Raw genomic sequence first — 24,711 nt, forward strand, 5'->3', positions numbered from 1 at the left:
TACTCCATCAATCTGATTCACGATTTGATTCACGAAGCCATCCTCGTTAGATACGCCGAATCGGGTTCAGCCGCACGGCGCTTATTCGAAGGTCTGCGTGCGCCACCACGGATAGAACGCGGGCATGTCGGTCGACACCCGATCGGTGAATTCCGGCGGCCGTTTTTCCTTGAACGACGCGACCCCTTCTTTCGCATCGGTCGACTGCCCGCGCGCCATCACGCCGCGGCTGTCGAGCTTGTGCGCTTCGACAGGATGATCGGCACCCAGCATCTTCCACATCATTTGCCGCGTCAGCGCAATGGAAACGGGCGCGCTTGCGGCGATATAGCTGCGCGCCAGCTCACGCGCCGCCGGCAGCAGCGCTTCGCGCGTATGCACAGCACTGACGAGGCCGCGCGCCAGCGCCTCCTGGCCGCCGAAAACACGTCCCGAATAGCACCAGTCGAGCGCCGTCGAAATCCCGACGATGCGCGGCAGAAACCACGACGAGGCCGTTTCCGGCACGATTCCGCGTCGCGCGAACACGAATCCGAAACGCGCATCGTCCGACGCGATCCGGATGTCCATCGGCAGCAGCAGCGTGGCGCCGAATCCGGCCGCCACACCGTTCACCGCGCCGATCACCGGTTTGAGGCTGTCGAAGATCCGGAGTGCGATGCGACCACCCGTATCGGGATACACGCCGTTGATGAGCGGTTTTTGCGGTTGATCGTCGCGTGCGGCGTAGTCGAACGTCCGCTGGCCGGCCGATAAATCCGCGCCGGCGCAAAAGGCGCGCTCACCCGCGCCCGTCACGATGACGGCTTTCACCGCATCGTCGGCGTCGGTGTGCTCGAACGCCTCGATCAATTCGAGACCCATCGCATAGGTCAGCGCGTTCATGCTGTCGGGCCGATTGAGTGTGATCGTGGCGATCCCCTCGTCGACTTCATACGAAATTGCGTCCAACGTGGCACTCCCAAAGTAGCGTTCAACGAATTATTCGCGCAACGCCGCGGAAAGTCTGCAACGCGCCTGACTCGTCACGCATCGGTGCTTGTCCGCAGGTGAATTGCTCCACTGCGCGCCCGCGAGGCCGTGCACAATCGGCTCGAACCCACCATGGTGGGCCGTCACGCTGGACTTTCGGTTCTGGACTTTCGATGGGAGAGGCGCGTTGGAATTTTCCGTTAGCACTGTTGAGCTTGAGTTTCGCCGCGAAGTTCGACAGTTTCTTCACGAGCAGATGCCCGGCGACATCCTCCAACGCGGCAAACACGACTTTCACAGCCTGCGTTCGGATATTTCTCGCGTCATGAAAGCGCTCAATGCGAAGGGTTGGGCCGCGCCGCATTGGCCCGCTGATTGTGGCGGCACCGACTGGACGCCGATGCAGCGCTTCATCTATCTCGAAGAACTGCGGCGCGCACGCGTGCCCGTTCTCGACCGGCCCGGCATCGACCTCGTCGGACCGGTCATCTGCGCGTTCGGCAACGACGAGCAAAAGCGCCGCTTTTTGCCGGGCATCCTGAATGGCGATACGTTCTGGTGTCAGGGCTTTTCCGAACCCAATGCGGGTTCCGATCTCGCCAGCCTCAAGACCACCGCACGGCGCGAAGGCGATCACTACATCGTCAACGGCCAGAAAATATGGACCTCGGAAGCGAATCGCGCGGACTGGATCTTCGTGCTCGTGCGCACCGATACCGAAACCAAGCCGCAAGCCGGCATTTCCTTCCTGCTGATCGATCTGAAAACGCCGGGCATCGAAGTCCGGCCGATCTGGTCGGTCGAGGAAACGCTCACGCTCAACGAGGTGTTCTTTCAGGACGTGAAAGTGCCCGTCGGGAATCTGGTCGGCGAGGAAAACAAAGGCTGGACCTACGCGAAGCAGTTGCTCGCCTTCGAGCGCACCACGTCGGCGGAAGTGCCGCATATCAAGCGTGATTTGCTGCAACTCAAGCACCTGGCCGCCACCACGCTGCGCCGCGGCAAGCCGCTCGCTGAGTGGCGGCCCTTTGTCGCGCGCATCGCCGACCTCGAAATTCGCCTGCTTGCGCTGGAGTGGTCCGTCTTGCGCGTGCTCTATGCGCGCGAGGGCGATCCTGCGCTGAATGCCGTGGCGTCGCTCCTCAAGGTGCGCGGATCGGAACTCTTTCAGGAAGTGGCGCAACTGTGCGCGATGGCGATGGGCGATCACGGCGTGGCGCTGATCCCGGAGCCCGACGGCCATCACATGCTCCGCCACGACGGTCTCGCGCCCGACGTGGTCGACGACGAGGCGATCGGTGTGCCCGTGCGCGCCATTTTCCGGCGCTCCGCCACGATTTACGGTGGCGCGAACGAAGTCCAACGCAACATCATTGCGAAAGCCGTCCTGGGGCTATGACCATGCGACTCGAATACAGTAGCGAACAGATTGCGCTGGCCGACAGCGTGGCGCGCTTTGCCGAGCGCGACTATGCGTTCGAACAGCGCCGCAAGGTCGTGCGCAGCGAAGAAGGGATCAGCCGCGAGCATTGGGCGACCTTCGCGAAGCTGGGATGGTTCGGTGCCGGGCTTGCCGAAGCGGAGGGCGGCTTCGGCGGCAGCGCGGTGGAAAACGCGGTGCTCTTCGAAGGCTTCGGCCGCATGCTGCTGGTCGAACCGGTGCTCGCGCATGCGGTGCTCGCTCTGCAGGCGCTCGCGGGCTTGCCGCCGGGCCCGGCTCGCGACGAACTCATCGAACCGGCGGTCGCGGGCGAAACGATCCTGACGCTCGCGCACGACGAGCCGCAAGGTTGGGGCTCGCTGGACTGGGTCGAGTGCGCGGCAGCGTCCGTCGATGGCAACTGGCAATTGAGCGGCGCAAAATCGCGCGTTCTCGGTGGCACTGTCGCCGATACGCTCATCGTCTCGGCGCGCGTCGCCGGTGCGGCCGCCAATCCCGATGGCATCGGCCTCTTCCTCGTCAACGCCGGCGCACCCGGTTTGTCACGCAGGCCCTACCGGCTCGTCGACAACAGCCGCGTCGCCGACATCGCGCTCAGGCAAACGCCGGCGCAACTGCTCGCACGAGGCCGCGACGCGAACGGCGCGCTCGCCCGCGCGACGCGTCACGCCATCGTCGCGTCGTGCGCCGAAGCGCTGGGCGCGATGGAGGCGGCACTGTGGCAGACACGCGACTACCTCAAGACGCGCAGTCAGTTCGGCAGCACGCTCAACCATTTTCAGGCGCTTCAGCATCGCATGGCGGACATGCTGATCGAAACTGAACTCTCGCGATCGATGCTGCTGCAAGCGCTCGCCGCGCTCGGCGACGCCGGGCCTGCCGGCGAACGCGGCATTGCGGCCGCGAAGGTGGCCATCGCGCGCTCCGCGTTGTTCGTGACCGGCCAGGCGATCCAGCTTCACGGCGGGATCGGCATGACCGACGAACTCGCGGTCGGCCACTATTACAAGCGCGCGCTGGTCGTCGCGTCCCTGTTTGGTGACGTCGACCATCATTTCGAGCAGTTTCTAGCGACCTCGCGCGCCAGCGCGCTAACTGACGATTTCGTCGCAACAGTAGACGATCTCGCCGCGCTGGTCTGATCACGTAGGCGACCGGTGCGCGCCTCGCCTGTCGCTCTCACCCCGCCTGCGGCCTCAATCAATCGGCGCTGCATGTGCATCAAACGCCGGCCATTGCGCGTGCAGTATAAAAAGCCACGAACCTACCTTAGGGATTGGATATGGAGACGAACACGAACCTCGACAGCACGGCATCCGCAATCGACTACGCGGACCCGCATCACCCCATCGACTATGAGCCGTCCCGGCTCGGCTATCGTGTGCCGGACTGGAAAGACACGCGCAAGCTCTATAAGGCGGCGCTGGTCAAGGACTACAGCTCCGCGCGCCATACTGATAAGGAAGGCTACTGGTCGCGCGAGATCGCGGATCAGGAGTGGGAAAAGCTGTTCGCCAGAACCTGGCACATGGTCGGGCACCTGAACGATATTCCGACCGAAAACAGTTTCATGAAGGTCGACATCGGCCATGAATCGATTCTCGTCACCCGTGGCGAGGGCGATGCGATCGTCGCCTTCTATAACGTCTGCCAGCATCGCGGCACGAAGCTGGTCTTGCAGGATTTCGGCAAGACGAAAAAGCTGGTGTGTCCGTTTCACCGCTGGGAGTTTTCCAACAAGGGCGATCTGCTGAAAATCACCGATCGCGAGACCTTCCGCACCAAGGCGATCTGCCACGATCTGAACATCCCGAAGGTGCGCGTTGAGACCTGGCGCGGCTGGGTCTTCGTCAACATGAATCCCGATGCCGTGCCGCTCGCGGAATATATCGGCGACGAGCTCGACACGCTGCTCAAGGCCTACGATTTCGAGCGCGTGGTTCGGATCCGCGACATCGTGCAGGAATGGCCCGTCAACTGGAAGGCCGCGCACGAAGCGTTCAACGAGGGCTACCACGTTCAGGCCACGCACCCTCAGCTGAATCCGGCGGTGAACGCCTATCACGCGCAGCACGATCTGTACGAGAACGGGCACGGGCGCAGCATTTACCAGTTCATGACGCCCACCCCGCATGTGGCCGATCAGTTGCAGCCCGGTCTGGCCGAAGAACACAAGATCTTCCTGCGCGAGGCGGGCGTGGCGGAAGCCGATTTCCCCGCGCACTGGCAGGACGTGCCGCAGGCCATCATCAACGCGAAGAAGGCGAACAAGGACTACCCGGTCGACTACAGCAAGTTCAGCGAAGGGCAACTGATCGACGACTGGGGCGTGGGCTTCTTTCCGAGCACCGAGACCTTCCTGCATCCCGAAGGCTTCTTCATTCAGCACTGGCGTCCGCACCCGAGCGGCGATCCGCAGAAGTGCATCTATCAGGCGCAGGTCTACGCCATTCAGGGCATCAAGGAGCTGCCGTCGTTCATGGCCGTCGAGAACGCGGATATGAGCGGCAAGACTGTACTACCTCGCACCTGGCTGGCCGACGACGACATCGACGCAACCGGCCCCGTGATCTCGCAGGACCGCGTGCTGCTGCCCCGCCTGCAAAGCGGCATGCAGTCGCGCGGCTTTAAGGGCGGCGTGTTCAGCGACCAGGAAATCCGCATTCGTCAGTTCTACGATGAGTATTACCAGTACATGCGAGGGCACAAGTAAAGCGGGACGACCCCTTCAACGACAAACGGCGCTTCACATGAAGCGCCGTTTTTTGAAACTCGAGGGCGTATCGCAGAGAAATGACAACGCCGGACATGCAGCGCAAGTCCGGCGTCGATCCGAGCTTATTTCACGTGTGCAGGCAGCGCGTCGAGGATGATCGCCTTCGCTTCGAGATACGGCAGCAGGCCTTCCACGCCGCCCTCGCGGCCAATACCCGACTGCTTGAAGCCGCCGAAGCAGATCGAGAAGTCCGAGCGAAACACGTTGTGGCCGACCGTGCCCGAACGCAGGCGGCGCGCGACGGCATACGCGCGGTCCGGATCGTGCGTGAAGACGGAGTTGTTCAGCCCGTACACCGTGTCGTTGGCGATCTCGATCGCGTGCGCTTCGTCGTCGGCGGGAATGACGCTCAGCACCGGGCCGAAGATTTCCTCGCGCCCGAGCGTCGAATGGTTATCGACGTTGCCGAACACAGTCGGCGCGACGTAGAAGCCGCGCTCCAGGTGCGCAGGCCGGCTGCCGCCCGCCGCAAGCGTCGCACCCTCCTCCTTGCCCTTGGCGACGAGGCTCTCGATGCGGTCGCGCTGGCGGCGCATGGCGACCGGTCCGAGCTGCGAGGCGGGATCGAACGGATCACCCGGCCTCATCTTGCCGAAGCCAGACGCGAGCGCCTCGACGAGTTGATCGTGGCGCTTGCGGGTGACGACAATGCGCGTGAGCGACGAGCACGCCTGCCCTGACATGATGCAGGCCGGTCCCGCAATCGCTTCGGCGGCCTGGCCGACATCGTAGTCGTCGAGAACGACCGCGGCGGATTTGCCGCCGAGTTCCAGCGTATAGCGCCCGATCCGGTCGCCGAGAATCGACGCGATCCGCCGCCCCACGGCCGACGAACCGGTGAAGCTGATCTTGTCGACACCGGGGTCGCGCACCAACGCCTCCGACACGCCACGGTCCGCCGTGATCACATTGAGCACGCCGGGTGGCAGCCCGACCTTCTGGGCGATTTCAGCGATGATATAGGCCGCGCCCGGCGCTTCCGGCGAGGCCTTCAGCACGACGGTGCAGCCCGCCAGCAATGCCGGCGCCACCTTGTGGACGACCATCATGATGGGCGCGTTCCAGGGAATGATCGCGCCCACCACGCCCACCGGCTCGCGCGCGAGGAGGCCGATTGCGCCGCCGGCGGCCGGATGATGGCGCTCCTCCCACTGAAACGTGTCGGCGAGGCCCGCGTAGTGGTCGAAGAAGTCGCTCGCCGCCGACGTATAGAGCTGCGCGAGGCTATGCAGAATGCCGACTTCGTGGCTCCAGACTTCGGCGACGTCGCCGGCCCGCTCGCGCAGCGCCTGTCCGATCGCGCGCAGATAGTCCGCGCGTTCAGCGTGGCTCATGAACGGCCACGGCCCGTGGTCGAAGGCCTTGCGCGCCGCCGCAACGGCGCGTTGCACGTCGGCTTCCTGCGCTTCGGCGACGCGCGCGTAACGCAGCTCCGTCGCCGGAGCGATCACCTCAATCGTCGCGTCGCTGGACGGACGAACCCACTCACCGCCGATAAAGAAACGATCCGCGTTGCCGTACGGTAGCTGGTCGCGGGTCGAGGTCGCTTCGGTCATGTCGTTCTCCTGTTCCGTGCGGCGGCTTTCGGGTGCCGCCACGTCCGTCGATGAATCAGAACTTTGTGATGATCACGTAGCCGCTAGTCTTGTACTGGTCCATGTCGTCAAGCACGCTCTGCACTTCGTCGAGCGCGATCTCGCGGCTGACCAGCGACTTCGGCGTAAGCCGGCCCGACGCCACGAGGCCGAGCAGGTGCGGGTAAGCCGATTGAGGATTGCCTTGGGAACCGATGATCGAGAGTTCCTTCAGCACCAGCAGGTCCAACGGCAAACCAACCGTGCCTTTGTCCTCGGCGCCGGTCAGACCGATCTGGACCAGCCGGCCCCCCTTGCGCAGCGAAAACAGGCCGCCGAGACTGGCCTTGCTGCCGCCCAGCGCATCGATCGCCACTTCGGCGCCGTGCCCGCCCGTGGCCTGCTGGACCGCCGCGCCCACCTCGTCAGGAGACAGGCCGCGCGCGTTCACCGTCGCGACCGCGCCGTTCTGGCGGGCGAGTGCGAGCTTGCCGTCGTCGATATCGACGGCGATCGCCCGTCCCCCCAGTGCAGTGGCGATCTGGACCGCCGCGAGGCCAACGCCGCCGCATCCCAGTACGGCGACAAATTCGCCGCCGCGCACCTTCGCGCGATCCGCCACGCCGCGCCATGCGGTCATGTAGCGGCAGCCGAGCGCGGCGGCCGTGAGTTCGTCCACGCCCTGCGGCAGCGGCACGCAGTTCAGGTCGGCATTGGGCACGCGGATGTATTGCTGCCAGCCGCCCGCACCCGCAACCGATAGCGGGTTCATCTGCGCCGCGCAGAGATGCTGCGCACCCTGGCGGCAATACTCGCAATTTCCGCAGCCGAAATTGAACGGAATCGTCACGCGCAAGCCCGGTTCAACATGCTTGACCGCGCTGCCCGTTTTGACGATCTGCCCGCCGATCTCGTGCCCGAGCACCGCGTGATCGGGCAGGTCGAGCCCTAGCCACCCCCAGTCGCCGTTCCACAGATGCCAGTCGCTGCGGCAGACGCCCGAGGCCACGACGCGCACCAGCGCCTCGTCCGGGCCGATCTGCGGCACGGCCACGGTCGCGACTTCCAGCGGCACGCGCTTGCCGCGGTATTGGCAGGCCTGCATCGTGTCCGGAATGTCGTGGCCACAACCCGGCCCATGAATGTGCTCGTGACGTTCGTTCATTCAGTCGCTCCTCCTTGGTTGTGTGGTGGATACCCGCCCGCCGCGCAACGGCATGCGGCTTTGCATGAAATGCTCACTGGACGCGATCGGCCTCGAACATCCTCTCCAGGATCGCCGCGACCTCGTCGGCATGGGTCAGCGGACGCGGATTCGTGCGAGCCCACGCCTCGTGCAGCGTGCCTTCGGCAATCGGCCCGATCGCGGCACGGTCAACGCCGACTTCCCTCATCGTCACAGGCAAGCCGAGGCTGGCGATGAACTCGCGCATCAAATCGGGCGCCTCATGGCCTTTGCTGCCACCGAGCGCCCGCGCGATCGGCGTGAATGCCTCGGGTGCGGCGTCGTAGTTGAAGCGCATGACGGCGGGCAGCGCCACGCAGCTCGTGAAGCCGTGCGGCACGTCGTAGAGGCTGCCGATCACATGGCCGATCGCGTGGCTGGCGCCCATGGGCACGCCGGTCATGAGACCGGTCGAGCAGAACCAGCCGGCATATTGGCTCATGCGGCGCGAATCGCAATCCAAAGGATCGCGATGAGTGCCTGACAGGCCCGCCCGCATGCGCGCGATACCCTCCAGCGCCAGTGTCTGCCCAAGCACATGATTGCGGCCCGAGCACAACGCCTCAACGGCATGGTCGATCGCGCGCACGCCGCTGGAAAGCCATAGCGATGACGGCGTGCGAGTGGCGAGCTGCGCGTCGAGAACCAGCGTGCGCGGGAGCAGTTCGGGAACGGCGAATGCCTCCTTCAGCATGGTGCGCGGATTGCGGCCGCCCGCGAACCATGTGAACTCGGCGCCGGAGAGCGTCGTCGGCACGCAGATGTGGCGCACGCCGCTCGCGCTGCCCGGACGTGACGCGCGCGTCTTGTCGGCGCGCGTGGCGAGCACGGCGTCCAGCTCGAATTCCCCTGCGCTCAGGCAGTACTGCACCAGCTTGGCCGCGTCGATATTCGAGCCGCCGCCGATGCTCACCAGCACGTCGCAGTCCAGCTCACGCGCTTCGCGCGCCGCGTTGAACACATCGGGCAACGGCGAATGCTGCGGCAGCGACGAATAGACGCCGACGATACGCTCGCTCAGCGCGGCTTGCAGCGAACCGAAAAAATCGCGGTCGCGATGCAGCGGCTCGGGCATCAGGACATATGCCCGGCGTGCGTGTCGGCGCTCGAACTCTTTCGCGAGCGCGGCCGGCGCCGCGTCGTCAATGATTCGATCCTGCCAGGCGGCGAAATGGATCGTTGGCATCGTCGGTCAACCTCCTGATAGTCGTGATGGCCCGAGAACCGCAAGTACCGCGATTGCGCCGTCGGGACCGCGGCGTAGACACAGCGCCTGGCGCGCGTCAGGTGCCATGCGCGCCAACGATGACGACAGCACTGACGTTCTGATTCGGCATGCCGCCCAGATTGTGCGAAAGCCCGAGCACCGGATTATCCTGACGCTGGCGCTCGCCCGCGCGGCCCAGAATCTGCAGGTAGTTCTCGTAGATCATGCGCAAGCCCGACGCACCGATCGGGTGTCCGAAGCATTTGAGTCCGCCGTCGATCTGGCAGGGCAACTCACCGTCGGCGTCGAACACCCCGTCGAGCACGTCGCGCACCGCGCCGCCCTCGGCGCTCACGCCAAGATCCTCCATGGTCACCAGTTCGGTCACGGAGAAGCAGTCGTGCACTTCGAGCAGGTCCAGCTCCTTGCGCGGGTTGGCGATCCCGGCCTCCGCGTAGGCCGCGCGCGCGGCGATGCGGGTGGTATGAAAGTAGCTGCCGTCCCAACCCGCACCCTGCAACTCCCAGCCATTCGAGGTCGAGAGCGCCATCGCCTTGATCGACACCAGGTCGCGCTTGCCGAGCGCACGTGCGATTTCAGGCGTGGTCACGATCGCGCAGGCCGCGCCGTCGGACACGCCGCAACAATCGAACAGTCCCAGCGGGTCCGCGATCATCGGCGCGTTCATGACCTGCTCTTCGGTGACACGCTTTCTGAGGTGCGCCTTCGGGTTGCGCGCGCCGTTGTCGTGGCTCTTGACCGACACATGCGCGATCGCGCGCTTGAGATCGCCGTACTGAATGCCGTGCTTCGCGCGATAGGCCGAAGCGATCTGCGCAAACATGCCCGGCGCGGAACCCACCACGCCGACCATGTCGTAAGTGGTGCCGCGCGTGCGCACGGGCAGGCCGCCGTAGCCGGTGTCCTTGAGCTTTTCGAGTCCGAACGCGAGCGCGATATCGCAGGCACCCGATGCCACCGCGTACGCCGCGCCGCGCAGCGCTTCGGATCCCGAAGCACAATAGTTCTCGACCTTGGTGACGGGGATGCCCGGCAGCCGCAGCGCCATCGCGAGCGGGATGCCCGAGGGGCCGACGCTCATCGCGTCGAAACCCACGCCAAGCCACGCGGCGCCGATCTGCGTCACGTCGATCCCGGCGTCCGCGAGCGCTTCGTTGAACGCCTCCAGCGCGAGTTCTTCGACGCCATCCGCGTAACGCTCGCCAAAACGCGCGCAGCCCATGCCGAGAATGGCGACTTTGTCCTTGATTCCACTTGCCATGATCTGCTCTCCTTAATCCACAGCGGCCACTGCCGCCGCGGCGGTCGCCGCGTTCAGCGTCGTGCCCCGTTCCGGCGCGGCCTTCCAGAAGTATTTGGTGAAGTGGCGGCGCTCGTCGGTGGCCTTGATGCGAAACACCATGTGCACCGGCATGCCGACTTCCACCCCCGCTTCATCGAGATCGACGAACTCGGCCATCATCCTGCCGCCGCCGTCGAATTCGACGCCGCCATAAAAGCTCGGCGGATGCGGCGTGAAGGTCAGGTTGTCGGCGGTATAGCTGATGATGCGGGCCGGCCGTTCCGCGAGCGGATAGTCGTCCTGCGTGTTGAGCGCGCGCACGCCGGTCGCCACGCTCAGCGGGCTCTTCGGAAACTGCACCGTGCCGGTTTCGCGGCACTTGCCGCCGACGAGGCCTAGCACCGTCTTGCGCTCCCGATACAGGGCGCTCAGCACCGGCTTCTGATCGAGCTCGGCACGCATGCCTTTCTCGAGTTCGAGCAAGCCCGCGAAGGCGAGATATTGCATGTAGTTCTCGATCGGCTTGCGATCGGCGAGATGGCCCGTGATCCCGCGGCGCGGACGTGCGGCGTCGATCAGGCCGGTCGTGCGCAGCACAATGACATCGCAGCCGTTGCCGAAGCCCGCCAACAGGATCGTCTCGCCAGGCGCGGCACGTTCGAGCGTGTGCGAAAGCAGAACGAGCGGCTGGGCCGCCCCCGCGTGACCGAGCACGCCGCCCAGCGTGTCGACGACGGCCTCGGCGCGAATGCCCGCCTTCTTCGCCACGCTCGCGCTGACGCCCGCCATCGGCGAGGCAAGAATGAAGCGATCGATCTGGGCGGCCGTCAAGCGTGTTTTGGCGAGCGCCACGGCAATCGCTTCAGGGACGATGGCGCCGTAACCCTCCTCGCGAATCCAGCGCGCCTCCCAGCTATAGTCGAACGCCTCGCCTGACTCGCGAAAGCGGTCGACGAAATCGACCGTCACGCTATGGCCGCCGAGAAAGACCGCTGCCAGTTCGTCCTTGCCGACCAGCAGCGCGGCTGCCGCGTCCGCATTCGTCATTTCGCCCTCGGAACCCGGCCGGCTTTTCGGGCGCTCGGCGGCGACGCAGAGCAGGTCCCGGTCGCTGCCGACGCCGGCCTGCAGCGCGTCGAGCAACGCCGAGGTCCCCGCGCGCTGACTGCCGGCGATATCGAACGCCGCGATGCCATCAGGCAGGTTGAGCGCCTCCTTGACGACCGTCGAGTTTTGCCGGTCCGCAAAAGGCAACGTCGTCGACGCCAGCGTGAGGCGGCCGACCGCTTCGCGCGCGCGTTCGCCCAGACAGTCGCGCGCGGCTTCGACCGCCATCGTGATCGTGTCTTCATCCCAACTTCCCATGGCGCGTTCGCCGCGCGCGAGTCCCTTCAATCCCGCCGCGAACCAGCCGTTCGCCGCGAAGATCGCGGCCCGTGAAAGCCGATAGCGCGGCACGTAGCCGCCAAACGCCTTGATGCCTGTCATGTCAGTCCTCGAACTCAACCCAGCCGTTCTTCAAAACGATCTCTTCGCGCCCGCTCACGCGCACTTGCAGCGCCGCACGCCCGCGCCCTTCGCGCCACATTTCGACGCGTAGCTTCTCCCCGGGAAAAACCGGACTGGAAAAACGCGCATCGAACCGCTTCAGGCGCCTCGAATCGCCCTCGCAAAAGGCGGTGAGCGCAGCCCACGCCGCGATGCCGTAAGTCGCCATGCCGTGCAGAATCGGCTTGTCGAAGCCCACGGATCGCGCCACCTCGGGGTCCGCATGGAGCGGATTGATATCGCCCGACAGGCGGTAGAGAAGCGCCTGTTCGGGGCGCGTCGGCACGGAGAAAATGAGCTCGGCCGTGCGTTCGGGCGTGGCGTGCGGCACCGGCGCGGCGCCGGACGAGTGGCTGCCCGATTTGTCTCCGGACACGCCGCTGAAGCCGCCATTGCCGCGCAGGAACAATCCTTGGCGGATGCGGGCGATCACCTCGCCGCTGTGCGCATCGAATACGGTGCGCGTTTGATAGAGGAGCGCGCCTTTCGCCGCGCCCTTGTCGTGGATCGCGTCGATCTTCGTTTCGGAGCGCACCGATCCGCTACTCGGCAAAGGCTTGAGCAGTTCGGTCGACTGCTCGGCATGAAGGACCTTGCGCCAGTCGATGCCGTACTGCGGTTGCGTCACCCACATGCCCGGATAAGCAAGGACGCCCGCCATGGTCGGCAGCGCCTGCAGGTCTTTTTCGTAGACGAAGCGCAGATGCGCGGCGTTGTCCACTGCCGCCTGGCCGACCCCCAGCCCGAGCGCGTAGAGCATGGTGTCGCGCGCGTCGTAGTTCTGCTGCGCGGTGAAGGGCGCGAGGCCCATCAGCATGTCGTAGTCGAGAGCCATGGTGCGCGCCTTTACATCGGGTCCCACGACCAGACATCCGACGACCGCTGCAGCGGACCCATGCTCGGCCTGAGCGCCGGCATCAGCTCCTGCTCGATCGTATCGACGCTCCAGCCGCCGTCACGATGCATCGAGCGCTGAATCTCCGGGCGGCGCATCAGGAAAATCTCGTCCTTACGCACCGCGAAGATCTGGCCCGTGACGCCGTCGGCCTTATCGCTCAGCAGATAGGCCACGAGCGGCGCGATCTTCTCCGGCGTCATCTGCTTGACCCGTTCGACGCGGGCCCGGCCCTCTTCGGTGTCGGTCGGAATGGTGGCCGTCATGCGGCTCCAGGCGAACGGCAGGATGCTGTTCGAGCGCACGCCAAAGCGCTGCATGTCGAGCGCGATCGAATTCGACAGGCCGACGACGCCCATCTTCGCGGACGAATAGTTTGCCTGGCCGAAGTTGCCGATGACCCCCGAGGCCGACGTGAAATGCACGAAGGCGCCCGAACCCTGCTCGCGGAAATGATTCGCCGCCGCCTTCGCGACGTAGAAATAGCCGTTCAGGTTGACATTCACCACCGCGTCCCAATCCACCACGCTCATCTTGTGGAAGATGCGGTCGCGCAGAATGCCGGCGCAATTCACCACGCCGTCGATGCGCCCGAACGCCCTGATTGCGTCGTCAACGATCGATGCCGCCTGCTGCGGATCGGCAATATTCGCGATGTTCGCCACGGCGTTGCCGCCCGCCTCATGAATTTCGCCAGCCACCTTTTGCGCCGGCGTGGCATCGTTGCCGTCGCCTTCCGCGCTCACGCCATAGTCGTTGACGACGACCTTCGCGCCCTGGCCGGCGCACAGCAGCGCGATTGCACGGCCGATGCCGTTGCCTGCGCCAGTGACGGCGATCACCTTGTCTTTCAGTATGGACATGCTCTTCCTTTTCACGTGTCGCGCATTCACGTGCGTGATTGCACGTTTTCGCGCGTTGTCGTTCGGGCACGCGGCACCGGCGGCTGCCTGTCGTGTGCTCAGCTAACCCGGTGGATGAAATGGTGCGCGCGCCAGGCCGCGCGCCAGGCCTTGAGCGTGCAATCGGACTTGCTTGAGGTGGAACTCGCGTGCAAATCGCCTACGCGAGGACATGAGCGCGTTTGATCCGACAACATGCCCGCGTTGCCGCGGCGCAGCCTCACCTTGCCCCGCGAGGCAAGGCCGCATGCATGCTGGGAGCCTTGGACCAGCACGTCGCCGATGACAATGGGTGCACCGTAATGCCCACCCGGGCCTGCTGAAGCCGCGCGTGCCTGCCGCGGCCACGACGCATATATTGACGAAGGGAGAACTGAAATGGCTACGCGTGCTGACGTAATCGTCAATCCTGAGAACGAATGGCGAACGAAGACCCCCGGCCCGCTTGGATGGGCGCGCGACACGCGCGCCGGCGCGCCGAAAAAATACTTCATGGTCTCGACCGACACGCATCTCTCGCCACCGCCGAAGATCTTCAAGGAGCGGATCGCGGACGAGTTCAAGGACCGCCTGCCGCGCATCGAAGTGCGCGACGGCAAGAAATACATCATCGTGGAAGGGTCCAGACCGAGCAGCATCATGGAGCCGACGATGGAAGGCGAAGACCTGCTGCGCACGAAATCGGGCGGCGCGCCGATCACGCTGGACATGTCCGAGTGGGATAAGGAGAAAACCGGGCTTCCGCGCATCGCCGATCAGGAGATGGACGGCGTGGACGCCGAAATCATCTTTCCGAACGGCCCGGCCCTGCTGCTCTGGTCGTCGCCCGACGCGCGTTTCGCCCATGCCCAGGCACAGATCTGGAACGACTGGGCGATCGAGACCTGCCGCCCGCATCTGAACCGTTGCAAGCCGGTCGCCGCGCTCGTGCCCGCCGATCTCGAACTGACGCTCGCGGAAATCGAACGCGTCGCAAAGCTGGGCTACAACTCGGTGATCCTGCCGCTTCGCCCGACGTTCGGGCCGATCCAGCCAGGCCAGCAAGGCTACAACGATGCGAAGTTCGACCCGCTGTGGGCCGCCCTGCAGGACCACGGCCTGTCGATCTGCTATCACGTCGCGACCGGCATGGACCCGCGTACCGCTAGCGGCGCCGGCGGGGCGATCATCAACTATGTCGTGCACGCCAACGCGCCCACCATGGAGCCGATCGTGGCCATGTGCGCCTCCGGCGTGTTCGAGCGCTTTCCGAAGCTGCGTGCCGGCACGGTCGAGGCCAACGGCGGCTGGGTGCCCTGGATGCTCGATCAGATGGATGAGGCCTACCGCAAGCACCACTTCTGGGTGCGCCCAAAGCTCAAAAACATGCCGAGCGACTACTACCGCAGCAACTGCTTCTCGACCATCGCCGAGGACAGCGCCGCGATGATTCTCTGCGAGCCGTACAACCTGGGCGACAACCTGATGTGGGCCAACGATTATCCGCATCACGAGGGCACCTGGCCGCATTCCGCTGAAGCCATCGAGCGCACCTTCCTCGACCGGGTCGACGAAGCAACCCGGGCGAAGATTCTCGGCCTGAACGCGGCGCGCGTGTTCGGCTTCGAGCCGCCCGCCCTGTAACTCAGCCAACCGGCGTGCCGGGGAACCGGCACCTGGAGGAAACATGTTCGAAGCCACTCATTTCCGGGATGCACTCGGCCGCTTCGCGACGGGTGTGACAATCGTGACGACGCGCGACGCGCAGGGGCAACCCGTCGGTGTCACCGCCAACAGCTATAACTCCGTCTCGCTGGACCCGCCGCTGGTCTTGTGGTCGCTCGCGAAGACCTCGCGCTCGATGCAGGCGTTCCAGCAGTCGGCGCATTTCGCCATCCACATTCTCGCCTGCGAGCAGCAGGAGCTCGCCCATCGCTTTGCGTCTCGCGGCGAAGACAAATTCGCCGGCGTGAAGGCCGGTGCAGGCGTGGGTGAAGTGCCGCTACTCCCCGAGTGCGCCGCGCATTTCGAATGCGAGACGACCTACCAGTACGAAGGCGGCGATCACGTGATCTTCGTTGGCCGCGTCCTCAACTTCGCGAAGAGCGACAAGCGGCCGCTGATCTTTCATCAGGGGCGCTTCACGCGGGTTCGCGAGCAGGACGCCGCGCCAGAAGCCGGGGCCGGAAACAATCGCTATACCGACAATTTCCTGCCCTATTTGCTGAGCCGCGCCCATGTGCTGGTGTCCTCGCCGGTGCGCAAATACTGCGCCGAGCTGGGTATCGCCGAGCCGCACTACGCGACGCTCGGCATGCTCAGCATGATCGGCCGCGCCAGCGCCGCTGAGCTGATGCGCCGACTCGCGCACACCGGCCAGGCGCCGGATGCCGAGATCTTCCGCGATCTTGCGGCACGCGGATGGATCGAGTCTGGGCCGGAGCAAACGTGGCACCTCTCCGCGACCGGGCGCGAGGTGTTCATCGCGATCCTGAGCCGCTCCCGTGCGATGGAAGAAGACCTGCTCGAAGGTTTCGATCAGGATGAGCTGGCGATCGGCAAGCGCTTCTTGCGCACGCTGATCGAACGAAGCTCGGCCGACATGCCGGCGCTGTTCGACTAGACCGCCGCGCCCCGCTCACCGCGAAGCGGGCCGGAGCTTGCCGCTTCGGCTCGCGCACTGCGCATGCGTTGCCATCTTATTCAACGCATTGCCGTTCATTCCATCGCAACGGCATTGGCCGGACGAAACTGCGCCAGCGCGACCTCGCCTCTCATCTCGAAGTCGACTTCGACGCGCAGCCCAATGTGCACGCGCCCGGGCGCGCGCGTGACGATATTCGCCATCATGCGCGGGCCTTCGTCCAGCCTGACGATGGCGACCACATAAGGCACGTCGGGGGCGAATGCGGCATAAGGCGCCTGGTGGACGACGGTGGCCGCCACCACGGTGCCGAGGCCTGCCGTCGCCACCCACTGCGGCTCGGGCGCCCAGCAGCGCGGACACCACTCATGCGCGTAGAGAAAATGATGATCGCAGCGGCGGCAGCGCAAAACCCGCAATTCGCGCGCGGCGGTGCCTTGCCAGAACGGCGCGGCCAGATCGTTGATCGTCGGCACGGGTTTGTCGGTCATATCTCTCGGCTCAGTATCAAGGTTGAATGTTCAGAGAACATGCCGCCATAGCAGTGCACCAGCGCCGTCGACGCTTTGGTCTGCGTCGGGCCGGCCTCCTGCATGACCTGGCGCGCGCCTTCCACCAGCAACGACATGCCGGCGGCCTCGCCGGTGTGGCCGTAGGAGAGCAAGCCGCCAAACGTGTTGAGCGGCAGACGGCCGCCCGGCTCGAATGCGCCGCTCATCGCCAGACCGGCCGCGCCGCCCTCGTCGCGGCCGAAGCCGAGATCGTCGAGCACCATGAGCGGGCAAAAGCTGAACGCGTCGTATGCCTGTATGACGTCGATATCGCGAGGCGTCATGCGCGACATCGCGAAGACTTCGGCGCCAGTCTCGCGCGCGCCCGAATGGGCGAGCGTTTCGTGCTGACTGATGGTGCCGGTGGCGTGCAATTCGCTCACGCCGAGAATCCATGCGGGACAGCGCGCGATGCGCCGCGCGATATCTTCGCGCGCGACCAGCACCGCGCCGCCGCCCTCGCACGGCAACGAGCAGTCCAGCAGATTGAACGGCGTCGAGATGGGGCGCGACGCGAGCACGTCGGCAACGCTGACGGGCCCTTTGGTATGCATCACTGCGGCGGGATTGCGCAGCGCCCACTGCCGCGCGGCGACCGCGACGTGCGCGAGCGCTTCGCGTGGTGTGCCGGTTTCGGCCATGTATTGCGATGCCGCGAGCGCGTAATTCGGCACGATATAGGTGCCATATGGAAACTCGAAGGACGGATCGCTCGCGAGTTTCGCCTGAATCTCGGCGCCACCCGCGCCGACCTTGCGGAATTTTCCGGTCCCCATGCAGAGGATGCTGGAGGCCAGGCCAGCGCGTATCAGCGCGTAGGCGCGGTGAACCATGATGTTGAAACTTGCGCCGCCGGCGTAGATCGCCTCCGACACGCGCAGCTTTACGCCGAGCCTGTCCGTGAGCTTTTCGTGCACGGTAATATCGATTTCGCCCAGCGCGATGCCACCGGGCGTACAGAACAGCCCGTCGATATCGCCCGGGCGCAGGTTCCACTGCGCGATCGCCTCGCGCAGCAGCCATGCGTAGAGATCCAGCGGCGTTTTATCGGGGTAGCGCCCCGGCTTCAACTCGCAGGTTGCCGCAATCGCAACTCGTTCCATGAGAGGGGTCCTTTGCGCGCGTTCGCCTCTGCCATGCGCTGCTTCGCACGCTCTACCCGGGCCGGTGCGCTTACATGTGCTTACGCTGATGCCGACAACGCGGCCAGCTCCTTCAACGCGATGGCCGCGTCGGCAAGTTCCTTCACCGGTAGCGTTGCACGCGCAACCACCAGCGCACGGCCCTGCACATAATCGCGGGTCGAATTCACACAGTCGAGCGCAATAACCCGCCCCTGCTTCAGGTAGACCACGGAAAACCGGCGCGTGGCCGGATCGCCGCGTACGATCTCTTCGTCGTAGCCCGTCGACAAGCCCACCGTTTGCAGACACAAATCATATTGATTGGACCAGAACCACGGCACCGCATCGTAGCGTTCCGGCTTGCCGGTGATGACCGAGGCGACGACCGCGGCCATGTCATGCGCGTTCTGCACCGACTCCAGCCGGATCGGCCGGTCGTCCGCGTAGGCATTGCGATGCAGCGCGCAGTCGCCGATCGCGAACACATCCGGCAGCGTGGTGCGCGCGTGCCCGTCGACCATCACGCCGTTGCTCACCTCGGCGCCCGCCGCCTGCAGCGCTTCGACCGCGGGCACGATGCCGATACCGACAATGATCATGTCGGCGGGAATCACTTCGCCACTAGCCAGCCGCACGCCGGACGCGCGTCCGTCCACTTCCTCGATGCCCTGCACGGCCGCGCCCAGCCGCACGTCCACCCCCTGGGCGCGATGTTCGGCTTCGTAAAAACGCGACAGCGCCGGCCCCGCCACGCGCGCCAGCACTCGCTCGAGCGCCTCCAGCACGGTCACCTTGCGGCCAGGACCGGCCAGCACCGCCGCCGACTCCAGCCCGATATAGCCACCACCGATCACCACCACGTGCCGCACTGCACCGAGTTCCTGCACGATGCGATCGACGTCGCTGCGAGTACGGACCGCGTGAATGCCGGCGACATTCGCGCCGGCGCAGCCGAGCTTGCGTGCATGTCCACCCGTCGCCCAGATCAGTTGCCCGTAGCCGATCGTTTCTCCCCCGGCGGTGGTGACGCGATGCGCGTCGGCATCGACGTCGGTCACGCGGCGCCGCGTCAGTATGTCGACACCCCGTTCCTGCCAGAAGGCGGGCTGACGGATCAGCAGACGCTCGAAGGTTTTTTCCCCGGCCAGATAGTCCTTGCTGAGCGGCGGGCGCTCATAGGGCAACTCCGGCTCCTCGCCCACGACCGCGATACTGCCCGCGAAGCCGCGCTGCCGCAGCGCGACGGCCGCCTGCGCGCCGCCGTGCCCGGCTCCCACAATCAGAACGTCGTACTTCATCGTCACCCCGTTGCGTCATGGCCGCCCGCGCTGCCGCCGAATCGGCACCGCGGTAACCCGCTCTAACCAAGCTTCGCCCTGAACTTTTCGCGTGCCGCCGCTTCGGCCGTGGGCCGGTGATAGGACGGAAACAGCGCCTCGCTGGGCGCGTATCCGCGCAGCAGTTGTTTGGCCACGGTGATCTTGTGCACTTCGGTCGGTCCGTCGGCGAGACCCAGCTGGAACGACCGGTTCACCCAGCCCGCGAACGGCATTTCATTGCAGGCCCCAATCGAGCCGTGAATCTGCAATGCCCGCGCGGCCACGTCGTGCAGCACCTTCGGCATCACAGCCTTCACCGCCGCGATGTCCTTGCGGACCTTGCGGTATTCGCGATACTTGTCGATGCGCCACGCCGTGCGCATCACGAGCAGCCTGAACTGCTCCAGCTCGATCCACGAATCGGCGATGCGCTCCTGCACCATCTGCTTTTCGCTGAGGCGCGAGCCTTGCGTATGGCGCGATAATGCGCGCTCGCACATCGCGTCGAGCGCGCGGCTCGCCTGGCCGATCACGCGCATCGCATGGTGCACACGTCCGCCGCCCAGGCGCACCTGAGCCACCTCGAACGCGCCGCCTTCGGGGCCGAGCAGGCTGTCGGCGCCCACCCGCACATCGTCGAACGAGAGATAGGCGTGCGTTTCGATTTCGTCGCCACAGCCTGCGTTGCGCACGATCCGCAGGCCCGGCGTATCGGCAGGCACGATGAACATCGAGGTACCTTCGTAGACCGACTTCGACGGATCGGTGACGGCCATGACGATGAAGAACGACGCATAGCGCGCATTCGAGGCGAACCATTTCTGGCCTGTGATGACCCAGCCCGCGTCGTCGCGCACGGCGCGCGTGGTGAAGACCTGCGGGTCCGCGCCGCCCTGGGGTTCGGTCATCGCAAAGCAGGAAACGACTTCGTTTGCGAGCAGCGGCGTCAGATAACGCTGCTTCTGCTGCGGCGTGCCGTAGTGCGCGAGAATTTCGCTATTGCCCGAGTCCGGCGCCTGACAGCCAAACACGATCGGCCCGAACTCCGAGCGTCCGAGTATCTCGTTGATCAACGCCAGCTTCACCTGCCCATAGCCGCGGCCGCCCAGTTCAGGCCCAAGATGACAGGCCCACAGGCGCCGCTCCTTGACGAGGCGTTGCAGCGGTCTCACCAGCGTCTTGACACCGGGCGCATGAATGTCCCATGGACTACCGAGCACATGATCGAGCGGCTCGACCTCGTCTTCCACGAAGCGAGCGATCCAGTCCAACTCGCGCTGAAAATCCGGGTCCGTTTCGAAATCCCAACTCATTTCGTATCCTGATCGTTCAAAGAAGTCATCGTTATCCCGGCAGCGGATGCCGTCTACAGAATGCGCCCGCCGTCCACCACCATCGTCTGGCCCGTGACATAACTCGCCATCGGCGAAGCCAGAAACAGCGCCATGTGAGCGATGTCCTCCGGCAAGCCAAGGCGTCCGAGCGAAATGGTCTCGAGCGCTTCTTTCAGGCGGTCCGGATGCTCCGTCGTCACACGCGTCATTTTCGTGGCGATCATGCCCGGCGCGATGCCGTTGACGCGCACGCCATCGCGCCCCCACGCATCGCCCAGCGTGCGGGTCAGGCCGAACACCCCGGCCTTGGATGCCGCGTAAGCCGGATTGCCGATCACCGACTTGAAGGCGCCAATCGAGCTGATGACGATGACCGTTCCCTTGTGTTCCTTGAGCAATGGAAAGAACCTGGTCGACAGATGCATCACGCTCGTGAGGTTCACGTCCAGCACGTGGCGAAAGGTCGGCATCTCGAACTCCTTGCGGCGGTAGACCACCGCGCCCTGCGCGAGCACGAGCACGTCGAGCCGCTCGAACGGCGCCTGCCATGCTTCGATGGCGTCGGCGTCGCTCACGTCCAGTTGCGTGTACGCGAGGCCGGTCAGGTCGGAGCCCGGTTCGTCCGCGTAATCCTGCGCGCCTGGGCGCGTGCCGCACACGTGCACGCTCGCGCCGTGCTTGCGATACATCTGCGCGATACCGTTGCCGATGCCGCTCGAACCGCCAACCACCAAAGCCGTTTTCCCGGCCATTTGCAGCAAATCCATTTGATCTCCCCGCGAGTGCGCAATAGAGCGTGCCGGCGGCACGCCCGCCGTTTTCAGAGCGCCTGGCAAAGCGCCGGAATGGCGGTGAACAGGTCCGCCTCGAGCCCATAGTCCGCCACGCTAAAGATGGGCGCTTCCGGGTCCTTGTTGATCGCAACAATCACTTTGCTATCCTTCATACCTGCCAGATGCTGGATCGCGCCGCTGATACCGCAGGCCACGTAAAGCGCCGGGGCGACGATCTTGCCGGTCTGGCCCACCTGCCAGTCGTTGGGCGCGTAGCCCGAGTCGACCGCGGCGCGGCTTGCACCCAGCGCTGCGCCGAGTTTGTCGGCAAGCGGAGCGAGGACTGCGTTGAACTTCTCCGCCGAGCCCATTGCGCGGCCGCCCGATACGATTACATCGGCGGCCGCCAGTTCGGGCCGGTCGCACTTCGTGAACTCGCGGCCGACGAGCTGGCTCTTGCCTGTATCGGCCGCCGGCTCGACCGTTTCGATCGGCGCATTGGCCGTCTCCGGCGCCGCCTCGAAAGCCGTGGTGCGTACCGTCATCACCTTGATGGCGTCATGACTGCGTTGCGTCGCGATCGCATTGCCCGCGTAGATCGGGCGCTCGAAAGTATCGGCGGTCTGAACGCGGATCACGTCGCTCAATTGCCCTACGCCGAGTCTCGCCGCGACCCGTGGCGCGACATTCTTGCCGTACGCGGTCGCCGCAAAGACGATGTGGGTGTAACGCCCCGCCAGTTCGAGCACCTGAGCTGCGACGTTCTCCGCCGTTTGGGCCTCCAAATGCGGCGCGTCCGCGTGAATCACTTTCGCGACGCCCGCGATCCGCGCGGCCTGCTGCGCCGCCTGCTGTGCACCATGGCCGACGATCAGCACTTCGACCTCGCCGCCGCACTGCGCAGCGGCACTCACCGCGCTGCGCGTGGCGACCTTGATGACGCCGTGTTCGTGTTCCGCTATCACCAACGCGCTCATATCAGATCACCCTCGCTTCGTTCTTGAGTTTCGCCACCAACGCGGGCACGTCGGGCACCTTGATGCCGGCGGGCCGCTTCGGCGGTTCGCTGACCTTCAGTGTCTGAATGCGCGGTGCGACGTCCACACCCAGCGCGACCGGCGCGAGCGTGTCGAGTGGCTTCTTTTTGGCTTTCATGATGCTCGGCAAGGTCACGTAGCGCGGCTCGTTGAGCCGCAAATCGACCGTAACCACGGCCGGCAGCGGGAGCGCAAGCGTTTCGAGTCCGCCGTCGACTTCGCGCACCACCGTCACGTTCTGCCCGTCGATTTCAAGCTTGCCGGCGAAGGTCGCCTGGCCCCAGTCGAGCAAAGCGCCGAGCATCTGACCGGTCTGGTTGCAATCGTCGTCGATGGCCTGCTTGCCGAGCAGGACAAGCTGGGGTTGTTCCCGTTCGACGATCGCCTCGAGCAGCCGCGCCACCGCGAGCGGCTGCAGTTCCTCGTTCGATTCCACCAGAATGCCGCGATCGGCGCCGATCGCCATGGCGTTGCGCAAGGTCTCCTGGCACGCGGCGACCCCGCAACTGACCGCGACGACCTCGCTCGCGTCGCCGCGCTCCTTCATGCGCACGGCCTCTTCGACAGCGATCTCGTCGAACGGATTCATGCTCATCTTGACGTTGGCGGTTTCCACGGCGGAACCGTCGGCCTTGACGTGAACCTTCACGTTGTAGTCGACGACACGCTTGACCGCTACCAGAACTTTCATGTGATCTCCAACGATGAAATAACCGTGAAGCCAGGCGAGCTTGCCGCCTGCGATCGAATGGGAAGCAGTCTAGCGCCGTCGTGGCGGCCACACTTGGCCCCGCATGAATCGCTTCTTGCCCGTGCGTGCAGCGAGATTGGCGAACTAGAAAGCGACCGGTGGGACGACCCGCTGATCCGATGATGAAGACCATGTCATTGCCGACGCAGAAAAAATCCACTGCACGAGCAGACGCGCAGATGTGGATCGCCTGCGCCACACTATGGTCATGAACTGCGCACGCCATCACGGGTACGCGTGACCCGACAATACGTACATCGAAATGTAAGAAGCAGAACGCGGGTGCGCAGACACCCGGCAACCTGGAGACAAACGATGAAGATGCTGTTCGACACCGCCAGCCTGGCTTCAACCGACATCGGCAACGCCTACGCTTCAATGGTTTCGCGCGAGTTCTATGACGGCACGCTGGATATCGAACCGGGTGGTCACGGCACGCTGCGGATGGTCAAAGTCATGGCGAACCCGATCTCGGTCACGCATATCTCGAACAGCAAGCGCGTCGGCTATGAGCGCACCTGGGCGCATATCCGCAACAACAAGACCGGACTGCGGGTCATCTGGTTCGTGCAGCGCGGCACTCTTACGATCGACCGTTCGCAGAGCGCGTGCACGATCCAGGCGGGCCATGCGGGCATCGTCGACACCAGCACGCCGTTTCGCGCCAACCTGAAGGTCGACGCGGAATCGAAGTCCGAGGCCATCGCCGTGCTGGTGCCGTCGGATATCTTCCAGGGCTATCTGCATAACGCCGACCAGTTTTTCGAACCGTTCAGCTTTCAGACGCATGAAGGCCGCGTCGTGGAGCGCCTGCTCAGTCTCATGGTGGACGAACTGGGCAACGAGAATCAGCCTGAGCTGGCCAAGTCGCTCGCGGGCAGCCTTCTCGAAGCCGTGCTGGATTGCATCGGGTGCCGCAGAAAGAGTCCGCCGCGCCGCTATAGCGTGGCGGAGCAGCGGCTGGCGGATATCGAAAACTATATTCTGATGAATCTCTACGATTCCGATATCTCGTACTTCAAGGTCGCCGAGCGATGCAAGATTTCGCCGCGCTATCTCGGCTATCTGCTCAAGGCGAATGGCACCTCGTTCTCCGAATTGTTGTGGAAGAACCGTCTGAGCAAGGCACGCGATTGTCTCGTGTCGCCGTGGTCGCGCGACGACTCCGTCAAGACGGTCGCCTACATGATGGGCTTCAAGAGCGCGGCTCACTTCAGCCGTATGTTCAAGGCCAGCTACGGTTGTACGCCGATGGAATATCGCTCGAAGTACGGCACGGAAAACAACGCTTCGCAGGTACTCGTCAGCCATCCGGAAGCGCTTGAGCCGGTAGCGCTTTCAGCCTGATTGGCGGGC

At 64.8% G+C, this 24,711-nt stretch carries 21 protein-coding genes; 6 read left to right on the top strand and 15 right to left on the bottom strand.

Annotation, left to right across the window (positions count from 1 at the left end; all coding sequences use genetic code 11):
• Positions 1–81: 81 nt before the first annotated feature.
• Positions 82–951, bottom strand: a complete 870-nt coding sequence (locus tag NCT05_RS32670) for a crotonase/enoyl-CoA hydratase family protein (protein ID WP_250504187.1) — start codon at positions 949–951, stop codon at positions 82–84.
• 208 nt (positions 952–1,159) lie between these two features.
• On the opposite strand from NCT05_RS32670, the gene NCT05_RS32675 reads away from it, so the two are divergent.
• The 3 genes from NCT05_RS32675 (at position 1,160) to NCT05_RS32685 (ending at position 5,126) form a co-directional block, all read left to right on the top strand.
• Positions 1,160–2,371 (top strand): acyl-CoA dehydrogenase family protein, encoded by a 1,212-nt coding sequence (locus NCT05_RS32675; RefSeq protein ID WP_284507615.1) that lies wholly within the window; start codon positions 1,160–1,162, stop codon positions 2,369–2,371.
• Between the two features lie 2 nt (positions 2,372–2,373).
• Complete coding sequence (locus NCT05_RS32680) at positions 2,374–3,555, top strand: acyl-CoA dehydrogenase family protein (RefSeq protein ID WP_250504189.1); 1,182 nt, start codon at positions 2,374–2,376, stop codon at positions 3,553–3,555.
• A gap of 140 nt (positions 3,556–3,695) precedes the next feature.
• A complete protein-coding gene (locus NCT05_RS32685) occupies positions 3,696–5,126 on the top strand; it encodes an aromatic ring-hydroxylating oxygenase subunit alpha (RefSeq protein ID WP_250504190.1) in 1,431 nt (476 codons plus the stop codon).
• A gap of 125 nt (positions 5,127–5,251) precedes the next feature.
• On the opposite strand, the gene NCT05_RS32690 is transcribed toward NCT05_RS32685, so the two are convergent.
• The 7 genes from NCT05_RS32690 to NCT05_RS32720 all read right to left on the bottom strand — a co-directional run bounded on the left by NCT05_RS32690 (position 5,252) and on the right by NCT05_RS32720 (position 13,804).
• Positions 5,252–6,745, bottom strand: a complete 1,494-nt coding sequence (locus NCT05_RS32690) for an aldehyde dehydrogenase (protein ID WP_250504191.1) — start codon at positions 6,743–6,745, stop codon at positions 5,252–5,254.
• Between the two features lie 55 nt (positions 6,746–6,800).
• Entirely contained in the window at positions 6,801–7,928 is a 1,128-nt protein-coding gene (locus NCT05_RS32695) for an alcohol dehydrogenase catalytic domain-containing protein (RefSeq protein ID WP_250504192.1), read from the bottom strand.
• A 73-nt stretch (positions 7,929–8,001) separates the two neighbouring features.
• Positions 8,002–9,174: an iron-containing alcohol dehydrogenase gene (locus NCT05_RS32700; protein WP_250504193.1), complete on the bottom strand. Its 1,173-nt coding sequence runs from the start codon at positions 9,172–9,174 to the stop codon at positions 8,002–8,004.
• A gap of 97 nt (positions 9,175–9,271) precedes the next feature.
• Positions 9,272–10,477 (bottom strand): acetyl-CoA acetyltransferase, encoded by a 1,206-nt coding sequence (locus NCT05_RS32705; protein WP_250504194.1) that lies wholly within the window; start codon positions 10,475–10,477, stop codon positions 9,272–9,274.
• A 12-nt stretch (positions 10,478–10,489) separates the two neighbouring features.
• Positions 10,490–11,986 carry a hydroxymethylglutaryl-CoA synthase family protein gene (locus NCT05_RS32710; RefSeq protein ID WP_250504195.1) on the bottom strand — a complete coding sequence of 499 codons (1,497 nt, stop codon included), beginning with the start codon at positions 11,984–11,986 and terminating at the stop codon, positions 10,490–10,492.
• Between the two features lies 1 nt (position 11,987).
• Positions 11,988–12,881 (bottom strand): MaoC/PaaZ C-terminal domain-containing protein, encoded by an 894-nt coding sequence (locus tag NCT05_RS32715; RefSeq protein WP_250504196.1) that lies wholly within the window; start codon positions 12,879–12,881, stop codon positions 11,988–11,990.
• A gap of 11 nt (positions 12,882–12,892) precedes the next feature.
• Positions 12,893–13,804, bottom strand: coding sequence for an SDR family oxidoreductase (locus tag NCT05_RS32720; protein WP_250504197.1), 912 nt, complete (start codon positions 13,802–13,804; stop codon positions 12,893–12,895).
• 531 nt (positions 13,805–14,335) lie between these two features.
• On the opposite strand from NCT05_RS32720, the gene NCT05_RS32725 reads away from it, so the two are divergent.
• Both NCT05_RS32725 and NCT05_RS32730 read left to right on the top strand, forming a co-directional pair.
• Positions 14,336–15,466: an amidohydrolase family protein gene (locus NCT05_RS32725; protein ID WP_250504198.1), complete on the top strand. Its 1,131-nt coding sequence runs from the start codon at positions 14,336–14,338 to the stop codon at positions 15,464–15,466.
• 43 nt (positions 15,467–15,509) lie between these two features.
• On the top strand, positions 15,510–16,445 hold the full coding sequence (locus tag NCT05_RS32730) for a flavin reductase (RefSeq protein ID WP_250504199.1): 936 nt from the start codon (positions 15,510–15,512) through the stop codon (positions 16,443–16,445).
• Between the two features lie 95 nt (positions 16,446–16,540).
• On the opposite strand, the gene NCT05_RS32735 is transcribed toward NCT05_RS32730, so the two are convergent.
• The 7 genes from NCT05_RS32735 to NCT05_RS32765 all read right to left on the bottom strand — a co-directional run bounded on the left by NCT05_RS32735 (position 16,541) and on the right by NCT05_RS32765 (position 23,295).
• Entirely contained in the window at positions 16,541–16,957 is a 417-nt protein-coding gene (locus tag NCT05_RS32735; RefSeq protein WP_250504200.1) for a Zn-ribbon domain-containing OB-fold protein, read from the bottom strand.
• Complete coding sequence (locus NCT05_RS32740; RefSeq protein WP_250504201.1) at positions 16,954–18,120, bottom strand: thiolase family protein; 1,167 nt, start codon at positions 18,118–18,120, stop codon at positions 16,954–16,956. Before NCT05_RS32740 ends, NCT05_RS32735 begins: the two co-directional genes overlap by 4 nt.
• Positions 18,121–18,200: 80 nt before the next feature.
• Positions 18,201–19,439 carry an NAD(P)/FAD-dependent oxidoreductase gene (locus tag NCT05_RS32745; RefSeq protein WP_250504202.1) on the bottom strand — a complete coding sequence of 413 codons (1,239 nt, stop codon included), beginning with the start codon at positions 19,437–19,439 and terminating at the stop codon, positions 18,201–18,203.
• 62 nt (positions 19,440–19,501) lie between these two features.
• Positions 19,502–20,773: an acyl-CoA dehydrogenase family protein gene (locus tag NCT05_RS32750; RefSeq protein WP_250504203.1), complete on the bottom strand. Its 1,272-nt coding sequence runs from the start codon at positions 20,771–20,773 to the stop codon at positions 19,502–19,504.
• 53 nt (positions 20,774–20,826) lie between these two features.
• Positions 20,827–21,561, bottom strand: coding sequence for an SDR family NAD(P)-dependent oxidoreductase (locus tag NCT05_RS32755; protein ID WP_250504204.1), 735 nt, complete (start codon positions 21,559–21,561; stop codon positions 20,827–20,829).
• A gap of 53 nt (positions 21,562–21,614) precedes the next feature.
• Positions 21,615–22,544: an electron transfer flavoprotein subunit alpha/FixB family protein gene (locus NCT05_RS32760; protein WP_250504205.1), complete on the bottom strand. Its 930-nt coding sequence runs from the start codon at positions 22,542–22,544 to the stop codon at positions 21,615–21,617.
• A gap of 1 nt (position 22,545) precedes the next feature.
• On the bottom strand, positions 22,546–23,295 hold the full coding sequence (locus NCT05_RS32765; protein WP_250504206.1) for an electron transfer flavoprotein subunit beta/FixA family protein: 750 nt from the start codon (positions 23,293–23,295) through the stop codon (positions 22,546–22,548).
• A 375-nt stretch (positions 23,296–23,670) separates the two neighbouring features.
• Here NCT05_RS32765 and NCT05_RS32770 point away from each other — a divergent pair, with 375 nt between their 5' ends.
• The gene (locus NCT05_RS32770; RefSeq protein WP_250504207.1) at positions 23,671–24,702 is read left to right on the top strand and encodes an AraC family transcriptional regulator; all 1,032 of its coding nucleotides are present in this window, start codon (positions 23,671–23,673) and stop codon (positions 24,700–24,702) included.
• Positions 24,703–24,711 lie beyond the last annotated feature (9 nt).

The organism is Caballeronia sp. AZ7_KS35 (assembly GCF_023631045.1).
Lineage (GTDB): Bacteria > Pseudomonadota > Gammaproteobacteria > Burkholderiales > Burkholderiaceae > Caballeronia > Caballeronia zhejiangensis.